The sequence below is a fragment of the Rhizobium tibeticum genome, from assembly GCF_900110205.1.
GTDB lineage: Bacteria > Pseudomonadota > Alphaproteobacteria > Rhizobiales > Rhizobiaceae > Rhizobium > Rhizobium tibeticum.
In genome coordinates, this window is sequence record NZ_FOCV01000005.1 from 149,386 (window position 1) to 167,494 (window position 18,109).

The following is an 18,109-nucleotide window of genomic DNA, read 5'->3' on the forward strand; positions in this document are numbered from 1 at the left end:
CCCCCTCAACCGATCTTGATTACTTTATCGGAAATGAACGAATAGGTCGGGATCGCCAGGTTCTGCGGCGCCGGACCTTTGCGGATGCGGCCGGCCGTATCGTAGACCGAGCCATGGCAGGGACAGAACCAACCATTGTATTCGCCGGCCTGGCCGAGCGGGATGCAGCCGAGATGGGTGCACGAACCGATCATGACGATCCAGTTTTCCTTGTCCTTGCCGGCGGAACGGTCAACGCCGGTCGCCTGGGCGTCTGAAGGCAGGTTGGCGTTGCGCGCGACCGGATCCTTCAGATCGGACAGAGCAACCTCATCGGCAGCCTTCACTTCCTCAGGGGTACGGTTGCGGATGAAGATCGGCTTGCCGCGCCACTTGGCAGTCAGCGACATGCCGGGCTCGAGGCTGGAAACGTCGACTTCGATGGAAGCCAGAGCCAGCGTGGAGGCATCCGGACGCATCTGATCGATAAACGGCCAAGCGACCGAAACGGCGCCGACAGCGCCCGCCATACCAGTGGTGAGATAAAGGAAATCACGGCGAGTGGGCTCGCCCGTGATCTCGCTTGTCGTTTCGTGTTCGCTCACGGCTTAAACCATCCTCTACGCAATTTTTGCGGAACTCCGCCTTCCCCTCGCGGCGGCGAATCTGTCGCGACACAATTCGACCATAGATTCCCCACCAATCCGGCGCGTTCTAAGCTTGATCGCAAATTATGTCCAGCCTTGGCAAGGCCATGTGGGCACAATGTCGCGGGAATTTTCAGATGATTTTCGAAGGCAATCACATGCTTGCCACAGTTGTGCATTGCACCAATTCGAACCTCGTGCTAGGCGACCGCCACAAACATCTCCCTATCCCAGCGCCCGCCGATGAAAGACACTTTATACTGCATAGGGAGTGTTCTCCTCTCGCTGTTACTGGCGCTGGTGTCCTTGCGCTATATCACACACGTCTGGCTTCTGGCCTTCGTCTATAGCTTTCAGATCCACTTTGCTCTGGTTGCGATCGCAGGCTGCCTGGTCCTTCTGCTCCTCAGGCGGCACTGGTATGCCTACGTGCTCCTTTCCGTCGCCGCGATACTGCTCGGACATGGCATGATCATGCTACGAGAGTTTGAGACACCCCCGGCACGGGCCGAGACGCCACCGCTTTTCAGGCTGATGTCCTTCAATATCGAGCACGAGAACGTCTCCAATGCAGCCCGCATTGCGGATTTCATCATCGCCTCGAATGCGGATGTCGTGAACATCCTGGAGGCCGCACCGCTTCGCCCGCACATCGCGCGCCTGTCTGGCACATATCCCTATCACATAGGCTGCGGTGCGGAGACCAACGAATGCGACACGCTTGTCCTCTCGAAGCGACCGTTTGTCGACAAGAAGGTCACCAGCCTGGGTGAGCTTTGGCGCAACCGGCTGACGCGCTCTGCCATCGACTTCGACGGAACCAAGGTCAATTTCCTGGCAGCCCACCTCGCCAAACCCTATTTCGATGACTTCCAGACAGACGAACTCGTCGATCTCAGGTCGGCGGCAGGTGCTATCGACGGCCCGCTCGTTCTTGCCGGAGACTTCAATTCCGCAATCGTCGACCCACACATCCAGCGTTTGATGCGCAGGGCCGGCTTTCACTCCGTCTTTCCGGAACCGGCGACCTGGCCGATCAGGGCGGGCCGCCTCGGCATCGGCATCGACCACGTCCTCGCCCGCCCTCCGCTGCGGCTAAAGTCGGTCGAGCGGATCGAAGACAATATGGGGTCAAACCACTTTGGCCTCATGGCCGAGTTTGCGGTCGACGGTTGACAGAGGCGTCGACGCCTCGAAATCGGTGGCGAGGAACCCGCCTGATTGCCGCGCCCAGAGTTCGGCATAAAGACCGCCACGCTTCAGCAGGCTGTCGTGTGTTCCCTCTTCTATGATCTCGCCCTCGTCGACGACGATCAATCGGTCGAGGGCGGCAATGGTCGAGAGCCGATGCGCGATGGCCAGCACCGTCTTGCCTTGCATCAGGCCGATCAGGTTGGATTGGATTGCCTCTTCCACCTCGGAATCCAGCGCCGAGGTGGCTTCGTCGAGAACGAGGATCGGCGCATCCTTCAGCATGATGCGGGCAATCGCGATGCGCTGGCGCTGACCGCCGGAGAGCTTCACACCACGTTCTCCGACATGTGCATCGAAGCCCTTGCGGCCATTCTGGTCCTGCAGGCGCTCGATGAAGCCAAGCGCTTCTGCGCGCCGTGCCGCCTCCATCAGCCGCGCCTCGCCCGCATCAGGGCGCCCAAACAGGATATTGTCCCGGACCGAGCGATGCAGCAGCGACGTATCCTGGCTGACGACGCCGATCTGCATGCGCAGGGTTTCCTGCCTGACCGCTGCAATGTCCTGGCCATCGACCAATATCTGTCCGCCTTCGAGGTCGTAGAGGCGCAACAGCAGGTTCACCAGTGTGGACTTGCCAGCACCGGAGCGCCCGACGATACCGACCTTCTCCCCCGGCGCGATCGTCAGCGAGAAGTTGTCGATGACACCGCTCTGCCTGCCGTAGTGGAAGGAGACGTTCTCGAAGCGGATGCCGGGCTGTCGGATGACAAGGTCGCGTGCGTCGGGGCGATCGACCAGTCCGAGCGGCTGCGAAATCAGCTCGGCAGCATTCTGGATCGTGCCGAGGTTGCGCATGATGCCGTTGAACTGGGTCATCAGCCGACCGAGAAGGAAGTTGAGGCGCAAGACAAGTGCAAGCGTGAACGCCACAGCACCGGAACTGACAAGGCCGGCCAGCCACAAATGAACGCTGAGGGCCGCCATCGTGACGATCATGATGCCCGACAGCAACGCCATCGAGGCACGTACGCCGGTGATGAAGCGCGTAAACCGCAGCACCGTCTCCTGATAGAAGTCGAAGCCTTGCCGCATGTAGCGGTCGCTCTCCTCATCGCGCGCAAACAGCTTCAAGGTCTGGATATTGCTGTAGGCGTCCACCATGCGCCCGTTGATCATCGAGGCGGCTTCAGCTGTTTCGCGGGAATGAAACCGGATGCGCGGCACGAAATAGCGCGCCAGAACGCCGAAGGCGCACAGCCAGCAGAGCACGACCGCGGCAAGCGAGAAATCGAGCCCTGCGACGAGCACCAGCGTCGTCGCCGCATAGATGCCGACGAACCAGACACTCTCCATCAGCGACGTCACCAAGTCGCCCGTGGCCTGCCCGGCCGACCAGACCTTGGTGACGATGCGACCCGAGAAATCGCTTTGGAAGAAGGACAGCGATTGTCTCGAAACATGTAGATAGGATTGCCAGCGCGCCAGGTTGTAGAAGCCGGGTGTGATTACCTGCTGATCGACGAGTGCGATCAGCAGCGCGACGACAAAGCGGACAATGCCGATAAGGACGAGCATGCTGAACAACTCGGCGCCGTGCGCGGCAAGCAGACCGCTCCAGCCTGCCGCCGGCGTGATCGTCGAAAGAATATCCACGAGCCGCCCGACGAACCAGAACAGTGCCGCCTCGATCGCCGCCGACATCCCGCCGAGCAGGAGCATCGCCACGAACGGCGCCTTTGCTTGACCAATATAGAACCAGACGAATCCAAACGTGGAGCGCGGTGGTTGAATGTTTTCCCGCGGCGCAAAGGGATTAATCCAATTTTCGAAAGCACGGAGGAGTCGTTTTATCAGCATATTTGCGATATAGGCTTAATAGCCGGAGCGGGAAAGCGACGGCCCCAGGGCGCAACCCTATATTTTCGTAACAATCGGTAACAACAACGGCATCGTCGTTGAATGAGACTGACCTCGTCACAATCTCGGGGTACAATGGATTCTTACGGGAGACGGCCGCGATGCAAGCAAGAAAGGCAATCATGTCGAGTATTCCGCTTCCCCTTGCGGCACGACTTGATGCACTCGTTGAACAGTTGGACATATCCTACGACCAAGCTATTGCCGAGGCGATCTCTGCGTGGATCGATCGTGAGGAAGAGCGGCGTCTGTTCGCATTGCGTACGCTTGCGTCGACCAATAGCATGCTTGTCGAAGGAAACCGGGTGAAAGACTGGGCAGACAGCCTCTGACCCATATCCATAGACTTAAAAAGAGAAGCCCTCTCCGCATCTGCAGGGAGGGCTTCTGGTTTATTCGGCTGCCTCTTCCGCCTCTTCCGAATGATCGGCCAGGAAGCCGCCCGATTGCCGGGTCCAGAGGTCCGCATAGATGCCGCCTTGTTCGACAAGCTCGACATGGGCGCCGGCCTGGATGATCCTGCCCTTGTCGAGCACGATCAGACGGTCCATCTCGGTCAGGGTCGACAGGCGATGTGCGATGGCAATCACCGTCTTGCCTTCCATCAGCGCGAACAGGTTCTCCTGGATCGCCGCTTCGACCTCGGAGTCGAGCGCCGATGTCGCCTCGTCAAGGACCAGAATCGGCGCGTCCTTCAAGAAGACGCGGGCGATCGCGATGCGCTGGCGCTGACCGCCGGAGAGCTTCACACCACGCTCGCCAACCTGTGCGTCGAGCCCCTTGCGGCCCTGCATGTCGACAAGCCCTTCGATGAATTCCCAGGCATTGGCCCGCTTGGCAGCTTCGATCACCTGGGCATCTGTCGCCTCGGGGCGGCCATAGGCGATGTTGTCGCGGATCGAACGGTGCAGCAGGGAGGTATCCTGCGTCACGACGCCGATCAGTTCGCGCAGGCTCTCCTGAGAAACGGTCGAGATGTCCTGCCCATCGATGGTGATGCGGCCAGCCTCCAGATCGTAGAAGCGCAAGAGCAGGTTCATCAGTGTGGTCTTGCCGGCGCCGGAACGACCGACCAGACCGACCTTCTCGCCCGCCTTGATGTCGAGAGAGAGACTGTCGATGACGCCTTTGCCCTTGCCGTAATGGAAGCGGATGCGGTCGTAGTGGATTGCACCCTTCTTCGCAGACAGTTGCGGCGCGCCCGGCTGGTCGACGATGTCGTGTTTCTTCGTCATCATCTCCATGCCGTCATAGACCGTGCCGATGTTCTCGAACAGCGCCGAGACCTCCCACATGATCCACTGCGACATGCCGTTGACGCGCATGGCAAGACCAATTGCGATGGCAATGGCGCCGACGGAGATCTGTCCGTTCAGCCAGAACCAGATGGACAGGCCCGACACCACGAACAACGCCACGCAGTTGTTCATGTAGACGGCGATGTGAAACAACGTGACGCGGCGCATCTGCGCATGAACGGTTCCAAGGAACTCCTCCATACCGCTACGCGCATACGTCTCCTCGCGGCCGGCATGCGAAAACAGCTTGACCGTCGCGATGTTCGTGTAGCTGTCGACCACCCGACCCGTCATGATCGAGCGCGCATCCGCCTGCTGCGCCGCGATCCTGCGCAGCCGTGGCACGAAGTAGGACACGATGGCGACGTAGACGGCGAGCCAGACGAGGATCGGGATCATCAGCCGCCAGTCGGCAGCAGCGATGACGATGATCATCGACAGGAAATAGGTCACGACATAGACGAAGACATCAAGGATCTTCATCGTCGTTTCACGCACCGCAAGCGAGGTCTGCATCACCTTCGTCGCAACGCGTCCGGCAAACTCGTTGGCAAAGAACGTCATGCTGTGACGCAGCAGGAAGCGGTGCATCTGCCAGCGCGCGATCATCGGGTAGTTGCCGAGAAGCACCTGATGCATGATGAGCGAATCGATGCCCGCCGCCAGCGGCAGGCCGATGAGGATCAATGCTCCCATCCATGCAAGCCTCGGCCACTCCGTTTGCAGGAACGTTGCCTTGTCGGCATTCGTCAGCCAGTCCACGATGTCGCCGAGGAACTGGAAGAGAGCCACCTCACCGACGGCGATCAGCGCCGTCAGGACTGCCATGATGGCAAGCCACGGTGCTGCCGGCTTCGTATAGTGCCAGCAAAAGGCAAAAAGGCCCTTCGGAGGAGCAACCGGCTCCTCGCTCGGGAAGGGGTTAAGTCGCTGTTCGAACCAGCCAAACATGAAAATGCTCCGAAACTTCGCAGTTCCGGCCTCCCGGCTCGCGCAAAAGGGGGCGCTTGAGCTCATATGGGAACCGGACGTTCACGGGGCGAGGCCACGACAGCCGCGCAATGGATGACAAATGGGAATTCAGGAAAGAAATGGCACTAGGCGTGCCAGATCGCCACTCGTGGGTTCACGCGTCGAGAGCGCATACGGGGCAATATTTCCATCTTGGCGCTCCCTGCTGGCGATTAAAAGATATGCACCGATAGCGCGAATTCGATGAAATTTCCAGCCCCGATCTGCCGGAAATTGGACATTTCCGGGTCAAAATACGTCCTGTTGCACCGAAATCACAGTTGCAATAGGTGTCCTTCGACGAAAACCGAAGAAGACGACCGCGCCATGGCAGACCTCAGACTAGCCCTCTATCAGCCTGACATCCCCGGCAATACCGGTACCATCCTGCGTCTTGCCGCCTGCCTCGGCTTTGGTGTCGACATCATCGAGCCGGCAGGCTTCGACATATCGGACCGCAACCTCAAGCGGGCCGGCATGGATTACATCGCCGCAGCCGCCCTCACCCGCCACGTCAATTGGGATCGCTTCGAAGATTGGCGAAAGAACACCGGCCGACGCCTGGTGCTGGCCTCCACCAAGTCGTCCGGCCGTTACACCGACTTCGCGTTTCAAGCCGACGACATCCTGCTTTTCGGCCGCGAGAGCGCCGGCGTCCCGGACCACGTGCATGCGGCAGCCGACGCCCGGATCCTTGTTCCGATGGTTGCAGGTCAACGCTCGATCAATGTTGCCGTCTCGGCCGCGATGATCGTCGGAGAAGCCATGCGGCAGACCGTCTGGGGTTGATGTCCGGCCCGGTGACATGAAATGCCGATAGAGCCTCAGAATATGTCGCGAACGGCGTTGTGAATTTTCCTGAGCGGCGTATAGTTTTTAGCCGGACAATTAAAAAAGTGTGCGGAAGGCCATGTTTTCAATCACTTGGCAAAGATAGATTCGAACAGGAAGGCGCTTGTTCGCATAAAGACAAAGAAACGGTAGAATGGAATCGACGATCGTCATGATCAACCTGTTCGGCGCGGTAGCCTTGCTACTGTTTGGCCTGGCACAGGTAAAGGACGGCGTTTCCCGAGCGTTTGGAGCGCGACTGCGCAGCGGCCTTGCGACCGGCACCCGTAGTGGCTTGCGCTCTTTCGCGTCCGGCTTCGTCGCCACCGTCGCGCTGCAGAGTTCGACCGCGACGGCCCTGATGGTCGCCTCCTTCGTCGAGCGCGAACTGGTGAAGCCGCGCATGGCGCAAGTCGTCCTGCTCGGCGCCAATGTCGGAACCGCGGTGACCGCCTGGATCGTCGCCACCGGCATCGCGTGGCTGTCTCCTCTGGTGATCCTTGCCGGAATGATCCTTCATCGCAGCGGCTCGTCGGCGCGGCAGGGCGGCGGCACGGCGCTGATCGGCATCGGCCTGATGCTGTTGTCGCTGCATCTCCTGAGCAGCGCCACCGAGCCGATGCGGCAGTCGCCCGCCCTTGGCGCCTTCATCGCCCTGCTCGACAATGCCTGGCCGGTCGCACTTGCCTTTGCCGCCGGCATCGCCTTCATCTCGTCGTCGAGCCTTGCCGCCGTCGTCCTCATTCTCTCGCTTGCCTCGACGGGCATCCTGTCGGCCGGACTGGTCATCGTGCTGGTGCTCGGCGCCAATCTCGGCGGCGCCGTTCCCCCGGTCATTGCCTCGCTCGGCGGGCCGGCAGCTGCCAAGCGCGTCACACTGGGCAATCTGATCGTGCGGGCAATCGGCTGCCTGATCGCATTGCCGCTCGCAGGCTACGGCGCCGAACGCTGCCGCTGGCGTCGGCAAAACTGCCGGTCGACGCCCATCTCGGCTTCAACCTGATCCTCGCGGCGCTTGCCTGGCCCTTCTCGCGCCCCCTCTCGGGGATGATGCTGAGACTGGTGCCTGACGACACGCAGCCCGACAGCGCACCGAGATACCTCGACCAGCAGGAACTTTCGACGCCTGTTGTCGCCCTTGCCAGCGCGACACGGGAAGTGCTCGGCGTCGGCGATCTGATCGAACGCATGTTGTTGCGCGCCTCGAACGCTTTTGAAAACAACGAGCTGGCGAAGCTCAAGGAGATCCCGTCGCTGGAAAAACGGGTCGACAGCCTGCAGCAGGAGGTGAAAATCTACCTGTCCAAGCTCGGCCACGCCGGTCTGAGCGAAGAGGATGGTCGCCGCTCCATCGTCATCATCGACTACGCGATCAACCTCGAACATATCGGCGACATCATCGAGAAGGGCCTGACGCCGCAGGTTTCGAAGAAGGTTTCGCTGGGCCTGAAGTTCTCCGAGGAGGGCTACGAGGAACTGCGCAAGCTCTTCCACCTGACGATCGACAATCTGCGCATCGCCCAGACGATCCTCGTTACTCGCGACTTCAACCTTGCCAAGCAGCTGATGGAGGTGAAGGTCGAGGTTCGCCGGATGGAGAAGCAGTCCTCGGAACGACATCTGGAGCGCCTGCGCGACGGTCGCGCTGACAGCCTGCAGACAAGCTCATTGCATCTGGACATGCTGCGCGACCTGAAGCGCATCAACGCCCACATTGTTTCGGTCGCACACCCGATCCTCGACGAAAGCGGACTGCTCATCGAAAGCAGGCTGAAAGGCGCTGCCGAGTAAAGCCGCTCAGTCGGCCGACGGCAGCCGACGCATCGTGAATTCGATCTGGTCGCCTTCCAGCTGGCGCCAGCTCTCGACTTCCGTCCAATATGCCGCCTTGGGATATTCGTCGAACCATTCGCGCGCCTTGGCACGGGCCTCGAGGAGATTGAGGCAATAGGTTTGTCGGACGAAACGATCGTTCTTGCGGGGCGTGCCTTCCGCCCGGTGGGTAGCAATCCGTCGCTTGAGACCGTCGAACGACGGAGGTCCAGGAATTTTCGTCATGAGCCTACCTCTGTCGGAAAAAGGTAATATCGAAAATCGCGTTTTGCGAGTCGAATCTGAGGAAGCCTCAATCACCTGCTCTCTGCTGGCAGGACCCTGCCCCACCTGCTATCAGAGCAGCAAAGACGCAAGCGCGAGTCGACTGGCGACCCGCTCGGAGAGAGACAGAAATGGAAAGACCCGAACTTCCGATCGGCCTGCCGGATGATATCGAAGAGAAGAAGTCGACTGCCCGGGCATGGTTCGAAAGTCTTCGCGACACGATCTGCACCGCGTTCGAAGCGCTGGAAGACGAACTCTCCGGCCCGCTCTCCGATAGAGAGCCGGGCCGCTTTGTGGCGAAGGACTGGTCGCGCGAAAATGGTGCAGGTGGCGGCGGCCGCATGTCGATGATGCACGGCCGCGTCTTCGAGAAGGTTGGGGTGCACACCTCCACCGTCTATGGAGAGTTCGCGCCGGACCTGCGCGCCCAGATGCCGGGCGCCAAGGAGGACCCTCGCTTCTGGGCCTCGGGCATTTCGCTGATCGCCCATCCGGTCAATCCCAACGTGCCGGCCGTTCACATGAACACGCGCATGGTGGTCACCTCGAGCCTCTGGTTTGGGGGCGGCGCCGACCTGACGCCGGTGCTTGATCGCCGCCGCACGCAGGAAGACGAGGACAGCCAGCTCTTCCACAAGGCCATGGAGATCGCCTGCCGCAGCCACTCCGGTGTCGCCGACTACGCCGCCTACAAGACGTGGTGCGACGAGTATTTCTTCCTCAAGCACCGCAACGAGCCGCGCGGCATCGGCGGCATCTTCTATGATTGGCTGCACTCCAGTGAGGAGGCCGGCGGCTGGGACGCCGATTTCGCCTTCACCCGCGACGTCGGAAGGGCGTTTGCCATGGTTTATCCACGCATCGTTCGCTCCAACGTCAATAAACAGTGGACAGACGCGGATCGTGACGAACAATTGATTCGCCGTGGACGCTATGTTGAGTTCAATTTGCTCTACGATCGAGGTACGATCTTTGGCCTCAAGACAGGAGGAAACGTAGAGTCCATTCTCTCATCCCTACCCCCGCTCGTCCGCTGGCCGTGACCTGACAAAAAAACGCGGCAAGAGGGCTTAAATTCGGAGACTGGACTACTAAGTTTATGCATGTACGCGTAACAATCGGAGGAGGATTGTCATGACGATACAAAGCAGCTCTGCAGCACCAGCGGGTGCTTCGGAGCCTCGCCCGCCCATCGATACGCCGGAGTTTTTGAGCCGGATTGCCGAAGGGTTTCGGGCGAAGAGTGGGTCCGATCTGCCACTTTCGTGCTTTATCGAGCAAGTGAAGCTTCAGCTGGCCGGTGGTAAGACGCCGGAAGAACTTGATCGTCTGGCAAAGATCCAGGACAGCAAAGCAGCAATCGATTGCTACAGAGCCTGGGCGATGCCCGATTAACAAGAAAATGAAAAACCGGCCGGTCCTTCGCGCCGGCCGGAACCTTCCTACCGCTTCGAACATTCAGGCATTACGCAGCGCGTGATGTCGTTGAAATCCGAAAGAAGGAGGAAAGAATGAGACTCTTCGAATGTGGCACCCTCGTCCCCGGATGCGACTGGCATACCCGGGCGAATGACGATGCCGAAATCGTCCGCCGCGCTGTCGAGCATATGCGCAACGCCCACGGCGAAACCGTCATCCGCGAAAACATGATCGAGAATATCAAGGCTCGGATCCGCAACGAGGCGACGGCGGCCTGAGTTATTTTGTCAGATCATTCAGCCGGGCGAGCAGCGCCGCCCGGTCCGGCGTGAAGTTTTCCTCGACCCAGAGGTTTTCCAGTGCCGACAGCGTCTCACCGACCTGCTTCCCGGCCGGCACGCCGGCGCCCATGACGTCGCCGCCATTGATCGGGAACTGTGGTTTTTTCCAGTTTTCAGCCAGTTCGAGCAGCTTGCCGAGCCTTGCGCAGCGAGCCATCTCCTTTATGTCGGCTTCCGCCTTGCCCCGCGCCGTTGCCAGGGCAAGTTTCAAGCGGGTTGCAATCCCGTCCGCGCCGTGCCGATAGAGCAGCCGGGCAAACGCGGCCGAAGACAATTCGTCATTGACAACAGGCGCTTTGGTCCACGCTTTGAAATAGGCGGCTTCCGCATTTGCGAGCTTGAGGCGTGTTGCCATCTTCTCCAGGCGATCGGCATCGCAAGGAACGATGGCGGCGAGGCGCAGAAGCGGGTCCGGCTTCCAGCCAAGCGCCCTCTCCGTGTTGATCAGCGTCGGAATGGTGTCGATCCCCCACTTCTCCGTCTCCGGCAGGATTTCGCTGAGCACGCCGACCTGTCGCATCCACAAGAGCGCCCGCCCCGGATCCTCCACGCTGAGCAGCTTACGCAGTTCCGACCAGACCCGTTCGGCAGAAAGTGTCTTCAGCTTGGCGCGAGCCGATGCGCACGCCCTCAGCCCCTCGCCATCCGGACGGCCCGAACCATAATAGGCGAAAAACCGGAAAAATCGCAGGATACGCAGATAGTCCTCGGCAACACGCGTCGCGGCGTCCCCGATGAAGCGGATGTTGCGTTTCTCGATATCGGCAAGTCCACCGACCAGGTCGATCACATCGCCCTTGGAGTCGACGTAAAGCGCATTGATCGTCAGGTCGCGGCGCTCCGCGTCAGTCTGCCAATCCGAGCTGAAGGCAACCTTGGCCCGGCGTCCGTCGGTCTCGACATCGGCCCTCAGCGTCGTGATTTCGAAGGGCTTGCCGTCGATGACAAGGGTCACGGTGCCGTGTGCAACGCCTGTCGGAACGGCTTTGATAGCAGCGGCGGCGGCGCGTTTGATGACCTCTTCCGGCGTGAGTGTCGTGGCCACATCGATATCGCTGACGGGCAGCCCCATCAGGCTGTTGCGAACCGCCCCGCCGACGACGCGCGCCTCTGCGCCATCGGCGTTGAGAAGCGAGAACACGCGCGTCAGAGCCGGATCCTTGAACCAAGCCTCGTGGCAAAGGTTGGTCATGCATAGAGCCTTTCATAGAGGGTGCGGACGATGCCCGCGGTAATGCCCCAGATCATCCGGCTTTCATAGGGCATCCGGTAGAATTGTCGTTCGAGACCGTCGAGCACACGCCTGTCGCGGCTATGATTGGCCGGGTTCATGAGGAAGGACAGCGGCACTTCGAAGACGTCATCCACCTCGGTGGGGTTAAGCTTCAATTCGAAGCCGCGCCGGACGACCGCGAGCACCGGCGTAATGCGGAAGCCCGTCGACGCGAGGTAGTTCGGAAGCCGCGCCACGGTCTCGACAAACGACCCGTCGATACCGATTTCCTCCTCGGTTTCGCGGATCGCAGCTCTTTCTGCGGATCCATCGATGGCATCGATCTTGCCGCCCGGAAACGCGATCTGTCCGGAATGTTTGCGCAGCGTCGCCGTGCGCTGCGTAAAGATTACATGCGCCTCGTCCCCGTCGTCGATCACCGGCACCAGGACCGCAGCATCGCGAAGCTTGAAGGACTCCACCTGCGCGACGATATCAGGATTGAGGACGTGATCGCCGTGATCGCGCCATGACATATCCACCGGTCCGCCGCTCTGATGAAGCGCGCGACGGCGAAATTCGGCCGCGGAATAGAGCGCATGGCGGTCGGTCAAAACGTTGCTCATCGGGAAAGCTTGTCCAGTTCGTCCGCCGGCATGACGGGAAACGTCACGCCACCGGAGCGCAGGCAGAACATCGTCGTGCCATCGACCTCAAGGCGTTCGCCGCATTCGACGAGTTCGTACATGATTGCGCGGGAAACCAGCGCCTCCAGTTGCCCGCGCACATGAATATAAGGCTTCAACTGGCTGTTTTCGCCGTGAATTACAAAGCGGAGAGGATGCTCCGCTCCGGCCTCGACCACGTCGCCGACATTGGTCCGGAACGTCAGCAACGGCTCGCCATCTCTTTCGCCGGCATTCATTTCAACTGCCAAAAAGGGTGCGTCGACGACCCGGATGCCGACCTTTTCCACAGGCGTGACAAGATACGTCTTCCCGTCCTCATCCTTTCGCAGGACCGTTGAAAACAGTCTGACGAGCGGCGCCCGGCCGATCGGCGTTCCCATGTAGAACCACGTGCCGTCCGCACGGATTTCCATGTCGATATCGCCACAGAAGGGCGGGTTCCATTTATCGACGGGAGGAAGCCCGCGCGCTTTGCGGCCCGCATCGCCGGCGGCGCGTGAAATCAGCGCTGCAAGACCGGCCGCGTCCGTCGTTGCTTTGATCTCTTCGGCTGCCATTCTTCTGTCCCGGTTTGTGTTTAACTCCAGAAGGTCACGAGATAGTCATTCGGAACCAACTTGTCAGCCCGCAACATCTCCATAACTCTATCTGGTATGAGGCTTGCAAGTAAGTCTGCCGATTCGCGACGAATGATATCAGCCGCTGGAGATGCCTAATGGGTATGATGAAGACCGAAGCCCCGCTTGATGAAAAGGCGATCGTCGCCGCGGCCGAGAAGGCACTTGCAGATATCGCCGCCATCCGGGGCGAAGTCTCCAAGGTGATCTTCGGCCAGGAAAGCGTCGTCGAGAACACCCTGCTTGCGCTTCTCTCGGGCGGCCATGCCCTGCTGGTGGGCGTGCCGGGTCTCGCCAAGACCAAACTCGTCACCACGCTCGGCGAAGTGCTTGGTCTCGCCTCCAACCGCATCCAGTTCACGCCGGATCTGATGCCGTCCGACATTCTTGGCTCGGAGGTGATGGACCAGGACGAGAGCGGCCGCCGCTCTTTCCGTTTCGTCAAGGGACCCGTGTTCGCCCAGCTCCTCATGGCCGACGAAATCAACCGCGCGTCGCCACGCACGCAGTCGGCGTTGCTGCAGTCCATGCAGGAGTATCACATCACCGTCGCCGGTCATCGCTACGACCTGCCGGCTCCATTTCACGTCCTTGCCACTCAAAATCCACTGGAGCAGGAAGGCACCTACCCCTTGCCCGAGGCACAGCTCGACCGCTTCCTTCTCCAGGTCGACGTCCACTATCCGGAGCTCGCTGCCGAGCGACAGATCCTGCTCGAGACGACTGGCATCGGCGAAACGACGCCGCAAGCAATCCTGAGTGCCGAGCGCCTCGTCGAAATCCAGACGCTCATCCGCCAGATGCCGGTTAGCGACAAAGTGGTCGACGCCATCCTCGCGCTTGTCCGCTCCGCTCGTCCGGGTCAGGGCAACGCCTCGACCGACAAGAACGTCGCCTGGGGTCCCGGCCCACGTGCCGGCCAGGCCATGATGCTCTGCGCCCGCGCCCGCGCCCTCTACGAAGGCCGCCTCGCACCGTCTGTCGACGACGTCCACGCGCTCGCCGAACCCGTCCTGCAGCACCGCATGGCGCTGACATTCGCGGCGCGCGCAGAAGGCATGTCGGTTCGTGATGTCATTGCCGGGCTGGTCCAGCAGGCCAAGGGATAAGGAAGCGTCTGCGTGGCACCCATCGGACAGATCGTCAATGCGACTTCGGGCAACGACGCCCTTGCGCGCGCAAGGCAGCGGGCAAGCCTGGTGCCGGATTGTCTGGTCGAGGCCAAGCGGATCGCCAACACGGTGATCGCCGGTTGGCATGGCCGCCGCAAACGCGGCATCGGCGAGAATTTCTGGCAGTTCCGTCCCTATACCGAGGGCGAGAGCCTGTCGCGCATCGATTGGCGCCGGTCCGCGCGCGACGACCACACCTACATCCGCGACCGCGAGTGGGAGGCGGCCCATACGATCTGGCTCTGGGCCGACATGTCTACCTCGATGATGTACAAATCGACTTTCGGAAATGCCTCGAAGGAAGGCCGGGCACTCGTCATCATGCTGGCGCTTGCAGAGATTCTCGCGCGCTCCGGCGAGCGCATCGGATGCCCAGGCGTCATGGAACCGATCGCCGCGCGCAACGCCGCAGAACGACTTGCAACGGCATTGATGCATGCTCCGCTGAGCGGCGGCCTCCCGGAAACGACCATGATTCGCGGCTGGAGCGAACTTGTGCTGATCGGTGATTTCCTCGACGATGCGCGTGCGGTCATGGCGCGCATCGGTCCCCTGGCGCGGCGCGGTCTGCGCGGCCACGTGATCGAGATCGCCGACCCGGCCGAAGAACTCTTCCCCTATGATGGCCGCACCGAATTCACCGATCCCGAAACCGGTTCGAAACTGACAACCGGCCGCGCCGAGCATATCCGCGAAGCCTATACACGCGCCTATCTCTGCCGCAGGGACGATCTCGGCCAGGCGCTGCGCCACATGGGCTGGACCTTTGTCAGCCATCGCACCGACCATCTCGCCTCCGAAGCACTGGTCGCCGTTCACATGTATCTGTCGGGCATGCCGGCCAGCGCGACGCATGGAGGGCAACGATGAACGCCCTTCCCTTCGCTTTCGCCTATCCTGCAATTCTCGGCGCGCTCGTCGCCCTGCCGATCATTTGGTGGCTGCTGCGATTGACGCCGCCGCGCCCGAAGACCGAAGTCTTCCCGCCGCTGAAGATTCTCGCGACGGTTCTGAAGCGAGAGGAAACCCCGGCCCAGAGCCCCTGGTGGCTGACGCTGCTGCGCATGCTGCTTGCCGCGGCCGTCATCCTGGCGATCGCCGACCCTGTGTTCAATCCACGCGCGAATTCAATCGCTTCCGGCGGTCCGCTCGTGCTCTTTGTTGACAATGGCTGGGCGACGTCGCCGGATTGGGATCTGCGCGTCAAGACCGCCGACGCGCTGATTGACGACGCGGAAGCGGCTGGGACCCCTGTTGCCATCGCCTTCACCGCCGATCCGACCAACGACGCGGTTCCAGGAACGGCGTCCGTTGCCCGCGACAAGCTGCACGCCGCGGAGCCGAAGCCGCTTGTGCCCGACCGGAAGCGCGCGTTCGAGGCGCTGCGTGCCGCCTTGAACGGCATCCATCCCGGCACCCTTGCCTTCCTCACCGATGGCGCCGCCGCAAGCGACAGCGACGCAACGATCCGCCAACTTTCCGATCTCTCGCCTGCCCAGTTGCGCTTGGTTTCCGGCGACACGGCTGAGACGATCGCCATCACCTCGGCCAACAATGCCGCGGATGCGATGACGGTGACGGCCACGCGCCTTAACAGCGCGGGTGCCGCTTCGCTGCCCATCACCGCGCAGGACACACAAGGTCGCGCGATCGCGGCCGGTTCGATCGACTTCCAACAGGGGCAGAGCGTTGCCACTGGATCGCTCACCGCACCGTTTGAAATGCGCAACGACTTCGCGCGCGTCAGCATTGACAGCCACGCCACGGCAGGCGCCGTGCATCTGCTCGATGATGGCTTCAAGCGCCGCCGCGTCGTCCTTTTGTCCGGCGAAGTCGGCGATACGTTCCAGCCGCTGCTGTCGCCGCTCTATTACATTCAGCGCGCCCTGCAGCCCTATGCCGATCTGATAGAGCCGAACACGCCCGATCTCGCGTCCTCGATCCCGGATCTCCTGACGCAGAATCCGTCCGTGATCATCATGGCTGACATCGGCCGCCTGCCCCAGGAAACCTACGCGCCGCTGCAGCGCTGGATCGCGAATGGCGGAACCTTGATCCGCTTTGCCGGGCCGCGCCTTGCCGCCGCTCCCGCCGACGACCCGCTGGTTCCGGTCACGCTGCGCCAGGGCGAGCGTGCGCTTGGCGGCGCGCTGTCCTGGGCCGAACCGCAGCCGCTGGCCGAGTTTCCGGGATTCGGCCCGTTCGCTGGAATGGCGAAGCCGACGGACGTCACCATCAAGCGTCAGGTTCTCGCTGAGCCGACGCCTGATCTCGCCGAGCGCACCTGGGCAAGCCTTGCCGATGGGACGCCGCTCGTGACCACGAAGCCGATCAATGCCGGCCGGATCGTCCTCTTCCATGTCAGCGCCGAGGCCACCTGGTCCAACCTGCCGATTTCGGGCAACTTCGTCGAAATGCTGCGCCGCCTCGTCCAGTTGTCGCGCTCGGGTGGCGTCAACGCCGAAGCGAATGGCGCTTCGAGCGCCGAGGCGTTGCCACCCTTCCGCCTGTTGACTGCCAAGGGCGCGCTGACGACCGAGACCGGCACGGCGCGTCCGCTGATCCCCAACGCGAAGGTCACACCGCTTGCCAGCTTTGACAACCCGCCTGGCCTATATGGGTCCGAGGAAGGATTTACCGCTCTGAACGTGCTGCCGAAGAACGCCGAACTGAGGCCACTCGACACGTCGGGGATCACCATCGTGCGCGAGGGACTGATCGGCGGTGAAACCTGGTCTGCAAAGCCTGCCCTGTTCCTGATCGCCTTCCTGCTGCTGCTGGCCGACAGCCTGATCGTGATGTTCATGAGCGGCGCCTTCTCGCGGCTGCGCCCAGCGGCCCGCACGGCAGCGCTTGTCGCCGTTGCACTCAGTGCAGCATTCTTGCTGCAACCCGGACAATCGCATGCAGATGACGCCAAGCCAGGCGACGAGCAGATCTTCCAGCGGCTCGACAATACGCACCTCGCCTTTGTCGTTACCGGCGAACAGGACGTCGATCGTATCTCCGAACGCGGGCTCGAGGGCCTGACGGACTTCCTGACCTATCGCACCACACTGGAGCCGTCTCCACCTGTCGGTCTGGACCTCACGAAGGATGAGCTCGCCTTCTATCCGATCATCTATTGGCCCGTCTCGGCGACCGCGCCGATGCCTTCGACAGCGGCGATCAACAAGATTGACGCCTATATGCGCTCCGGCGGAACTGTGCTCTTCGACACACGCGACCAGTTCAGCGCACTCGACAATAATGGCGGCTCGGTCAGCGCCAATGGCGAGCGGCTGCAGCAGATCCTTGCCAATCTCGATATTCCGCCGTTGGAACCAGTGCCATCGGACCACGTGCTGACCAAATCCTTCTACCTGCTGTCGAGCTTCCCCGGCCGCTACGCCGGAAGCCCCCTCTGGATCGAAGCGCGACAGGAAAACCGGGCCGCGGATGCCAAGTCGACGGGCACGGCAGACGGCGTTTCGCCGATCCTCATCACCGGCAACGACTTTGCCGGTGCCTGGGCCGTCGACGACAACGGGCTGGCGATGTTGCCGACGGTTCCGCCTGACGAAACGCAGCGCGAATACGCCTACCGCAGCGGCGTCAACATCATGATGTATATGCTGACCGGCAACTACAAGACGGATCAGGTCCACGTTCCTGCTCTCCTGGAACGGTTGGGACAGTGAC

16 protein-coding genes and 1 pseudogene are annotated in these 18,109 nt (G+C 61.4%); 10 read left to right on the forward strand and 7 right to left on the reverse strand.

Annotated elements, in window-relative coordinates:
- Positions 1–5 precede the first annotated feature (5 nt).
- A complete protein-coding gene (gene petA / locus BSG20_RS07670; protein WP_024313884.1) occupies positions 6–584 on the reverse strand; it encodes a ubiquinol-cytochrome c reductase iron-sulfur subunit in 579 nt (192 codons plus the stop codon).
- A gap of 285 nt (positions 585–869) precedes the next feature.
- Here petA and BSG20_RS07675 point away from each other — a divergent pair, with 285 nt between their 5' ends.
- Positions 870–1,802: an endonuclease/exonuclease/phosphatase family protein gene (locus BSG20_RS07675; protein ID WP_072373059.1), complete on the forward strand. Its 933-nt coding sequence runs from the start codon at positions 870–872 to the stop codon at positions 1,800–1,802.
- Here BSG20_RS07675 and BSG20_RS07680 read toward each other — a convergent pair.
- A complete protein-coding gene (locus BSG20_RS07680; protein WP_072373062.1) occupies positions 1,758–3,677 on the reverse strand; it encodes an ABC transporter ATP-binding protein in 1,920 nt (639 codons plus the stop codon). The genes BSG20_RS07675 and BSG20_RS07680 overlap by 45 nt on opposite strands.
- 182 nt (positions 3,678–3,859) lie before the next feature.
- Between BSG20_RS07680 and BSG20_RS07685 the strand changes: the two genes are divergently transcribed.
- Positions 3,860–4,069 (forward strand): ribbon-helix-helix domain-containing protein, encoded by a 210-nt coding sequence (locus tag BSG20_RS07685; protein ID WP_029709931.1) that lies wholly within the window; start codon positions 3,860–3,862, stop codon positions 4,067–4,069.
- A gap of 60 nt (positions 4,070–4,129) precedes the next feature.
- On the opposite strand, the gene BSG20_RS07690 is transcribed toward BSG20_RS07685, so the two are convergent.
- A complete protein-coding gene (locus BSG20_RS07690) occupies positions 4,130–5,986 on the reverse strand; it encodes an ABC transporter ATP-binding protein (protein WP_072373065.1) in 1,857 nt (618 codons plus the stop codon).
- Between the two features lie 387 nt (positions 5,987–6,373).
- On the opposite strand from BSG20_RS07690, the gene BSG20_RS07695 reads away from it, so the two are divergent.
- On the forward strand, positions 6,374–6,835 hold the full coding sequence (locus BSG20_RS07695; protein ID WP_072373067.1) for a tRNA (cytidine(34)-2'-O)-methyltransferase: 462 nt from the start codon (positions 6,374–6,376) through the stop codon (positions 6,833–6,835).
- Positions 6,836–7,031: 196 nt separating this feature from the next.
- Positions 7,032–8,668 (forward strand): annotated as a pseudogene (locus BSG20_RS07700) (Na/Pi cotransporter family protein).
- Between the two features lie 6 nt (positions 8,669–8,674).
- Here the strand turns inward: BSG20_RS07700 and BSG20_RS07705 are convergent.
- Entirely contained in the window at positions 8,675–8,935 is a 261-nt protein-coding gene (locus BSG20_RS07705; RefSeq protein ID WP_037118207.1) for a hypothetical protein, read from the reverse strand.
- A gap of 170 nt (positions 8,936–9,105) precedes the next feature.
- Between BSG20_RS07705 and hemF the strand changes: the two genes are divergently transcribed.
- The 3 genes from hemF (at position 9,106) to BSG20_RS07720 (ending at position 10,674) form a co-directional block, all read left to right on the forward strand.
- Positions 9,106–10,020 (forward strand): oxygen-dependent coproporphyrinogen oxidase, encoded by a 915-nt coding sequence (gene hemF, locus BSG20_RS07710; protein ID WP_072373070.1) that lies wholly within the window; start codon positions 9,106–9,108, stop codon positions 10,018–10,020.
- A 91-nt stretch (positions 10,021–10,111) separates the two neighbouring features.
- Positions 10,112–10,372 carry a hypothetical protein gene (locus BSG20_RS07715; protein WP_072373073.1) on the forward strand — a complete coding sequence of 87 codons (261 nt, stop codon included), beginning with the start codon at positions 10,112–10,114 and terminating at the stop codon, positions 10,370–10,372.
- 116 nt (positions 10,373–10,488) lie between these two features.
- Positions 10,489–10,674: a DUF1059 domain-containing protein gene (locus BSG20_RS07720; protein ID WP_024313894.1), complete on the forward strand. Its 186-nt coding sequence runs from the start codon at positions 10,489–10,491 to the stop codon at positions 10,672–10,674.
- A 1-nt stretch (position 10,675) separates the two neighbouring features.
- Here BSG20_RS07720 and BSG20_RS07725 read toward each other — a convergent pair whose 3' ends face one another.
- The 3 genes from BSG20_RS07725 to BSG20_RS07735 are packed head-to-tail and all read right to left on the reverse strand — an operon-like array spanning position 10,676 to position 13,196.
- On the reverse strand, positions 10,676–11,929 hold the full coding sequence (locus BSG20_RS07725) for a CCA tRNA nucleotidyltransferase (protein WP_072373076.1): 1,254 nt from the start codon (positions 11,927–11,929) through the stop codon (positions 10,676–10,678).
- Positions 11,926–12,576, reverse strand: coding sequence for a CoA pyrophosphatase (locus BSG20_RS07730; RefSeq protein ID WP_072373079.1), 651 nt, complete (start codon positions 12,574–12,576; stop codon positions 11,926–11,928). The genes BSG20_RS07725 and BSG20_RS07730 overlap by 4 nt, the downstream gene beginning before the upstream one ends.
- Positions 12,573–13,196, reverse strand: coding sequence for a DUF1285 domain-containing protein (locus BSG20_RS07735; RefSeq protein WP_072373082.1), 624 nt, complete (start codon positions 13,194–13,196; stop codon positions 12,573–12,575). Before BSG20_RS07735 ends, BSG20_RS07730 begins: the two co-directional genes overlap by 4 nt.
- 158 nt (positions 13,197–13,354) lie before the next feature.
- Here BSG20_RS07735 and BSG20_RS07740 point away from each other — a divergent pair, with 158 nt between their 5' ends.
- From BSG20_RS07740 to BSG20_RS07750, 3 genes are read left to right on the forward strand one after another with little or no spacing between them, the layout of a single operon-like run.
- Positions 13,355–14,365 (forward strand): AAA family ATPase, encoded by a 1,011-nt coding sequence (locus tag BSG20_RS07740; protein ID WP_072373085.1) that lies wholly within the window; start codon positions 13,355–13,357, stop codon positions 14,363–14,365.
- A gap of 12 nt (positions 14,366–14,377) precedes the next feature.
- The gene (locus BSG20_RS07745) at positions 14,378–15,298 is read left to right on the forward strand and encodes a DUF58 domain-containing protein (RefSeq protein ID WP_072373088.1); all 921 of its coding nucleotides are present in this window, start codon (positions 14,378–14,380) and stop codon (positions 15,296–15,298) included.
- The gene (locus BSG20_RS07750) at positions 15,295–18,108 is read left to right on the forward strand and encodes a DUF4159 domain-containing protein (RefSeq protein ID WP_072373091.1); all 2,814 of its coding nucleotides are present in this window, start codon (positions 15,295–15,297) and stop codon (positions 18,106–18,108) included. The genes BSG20_RS07745 and BSG20_RS07750 overlap by 4 nt, the downstream gene beginning before the upstream one ends.
- The last annotated feature ends 1 nt before the right edge of the window (position 18,109 follow it).

Excerpts from the sequence above, each read along its gene's own strand:
- BSG20_RS07705 (WP_037118207.1), bottom strand. The coding sequence starts at position 8,935 with ATGACGAAAATTCCTGGACCTCCGTCGTTCGACGGTCTCAAGCGACGG.
- BSG20_RS07750 (WP_072373091.1), top strand. The coding sequence starts at position 15,295 with ATGAACGCCCTTCCCTTCGCTTTCGCCTATCCTGCAATTCTCGGCGCG.
- BSG20_RS07685 (WP_029709931.1), top strand. The coding sequence starts at position 3,860 with ATGTCGAGTATTCCGCTTCCCCTTGCGGCACGACTTGATGCACTCGTT.
- BSG20_RS07725 (WP_072373076.1), bottom strand. The coding sequence starts at position 11,929 with ATGACCAACCTTTGCCACGAGGCTTGGTTCAAGGATCCGGCTCTGACG.
- BSG20_RS07695 (WP_072373067.1), top strand. The coding sequence starts at position 6,374 with ATGGCAGACCTCAGACTAGCCCTCTATCAGCCTGACATCCCCGGCAAT.
- BSG20_RS07675 (WP_072373059.1), top strand. The coding sequence starts at position 870 with ATGAAAGACACTTTATACTGCATAGGGAGTGTTCTCCTCTCGCTGTTA.
- hemF (WP_072373070.1), top strand. The coding sequence starts at position 9,106 with ATGGAAAGACCCGAACTTCCGATCGGCCTGCCGGATGATATCGAAGAG.
- BSG20_RS07720 (WP_024313894.1), top strand. The coding sequence starts at position 10,489 with ATGAGACTCTTCGAATGTGGCACCCTCGTCCCCGGATGCGACTGGCAT.
- BSG20_RS07680 (WP_072373062.1), bottom strand. The coding sequence starts at position 3,677 with ATGCTGATAAAACGACTCCTCCGTGCTTTCGAAAATTGGATTAATCCC.
- BSG20_RS07690 (WP_072373065.1), bottom strand. The coding sequence starts at position 5,986 with ATGTTTGGCTGGTTCGAACAGCGACTTAACCCCTTCCCGAGCGAGGAG.
- BSG20_RS07715 (WP_072373073.1), top strand. The coding sequence starts at position 10,112 with ATGACGATACAAAGCAGCTCTGCAGCACCAGCGGGTGCTTCGGAGCCT.
- BSG20_RS07730 (WP_072373079.1), bottom strand. The coding sequence starts at position 12,576 with ATGAGCAACGTTTTGACCGACCGCCATGCGCTCTATTCCGCGGCCGAA.
- BSG20_RS07735 (WP_072373082.1), bottom strand. The coding sequence starts at position 13,196 with ATGGCAGCCGAAGAGATCAAAGCAACGACGGACGCGGCCGGTCTTGCA.
- BSG20_RS07740 (WP_072373085.1), top strand. The coding sequence starts at position 13,355 with ATGGGTATGATGAAGACCGAAGCCCCGCTTGATGAAAAGGCGATCGTC.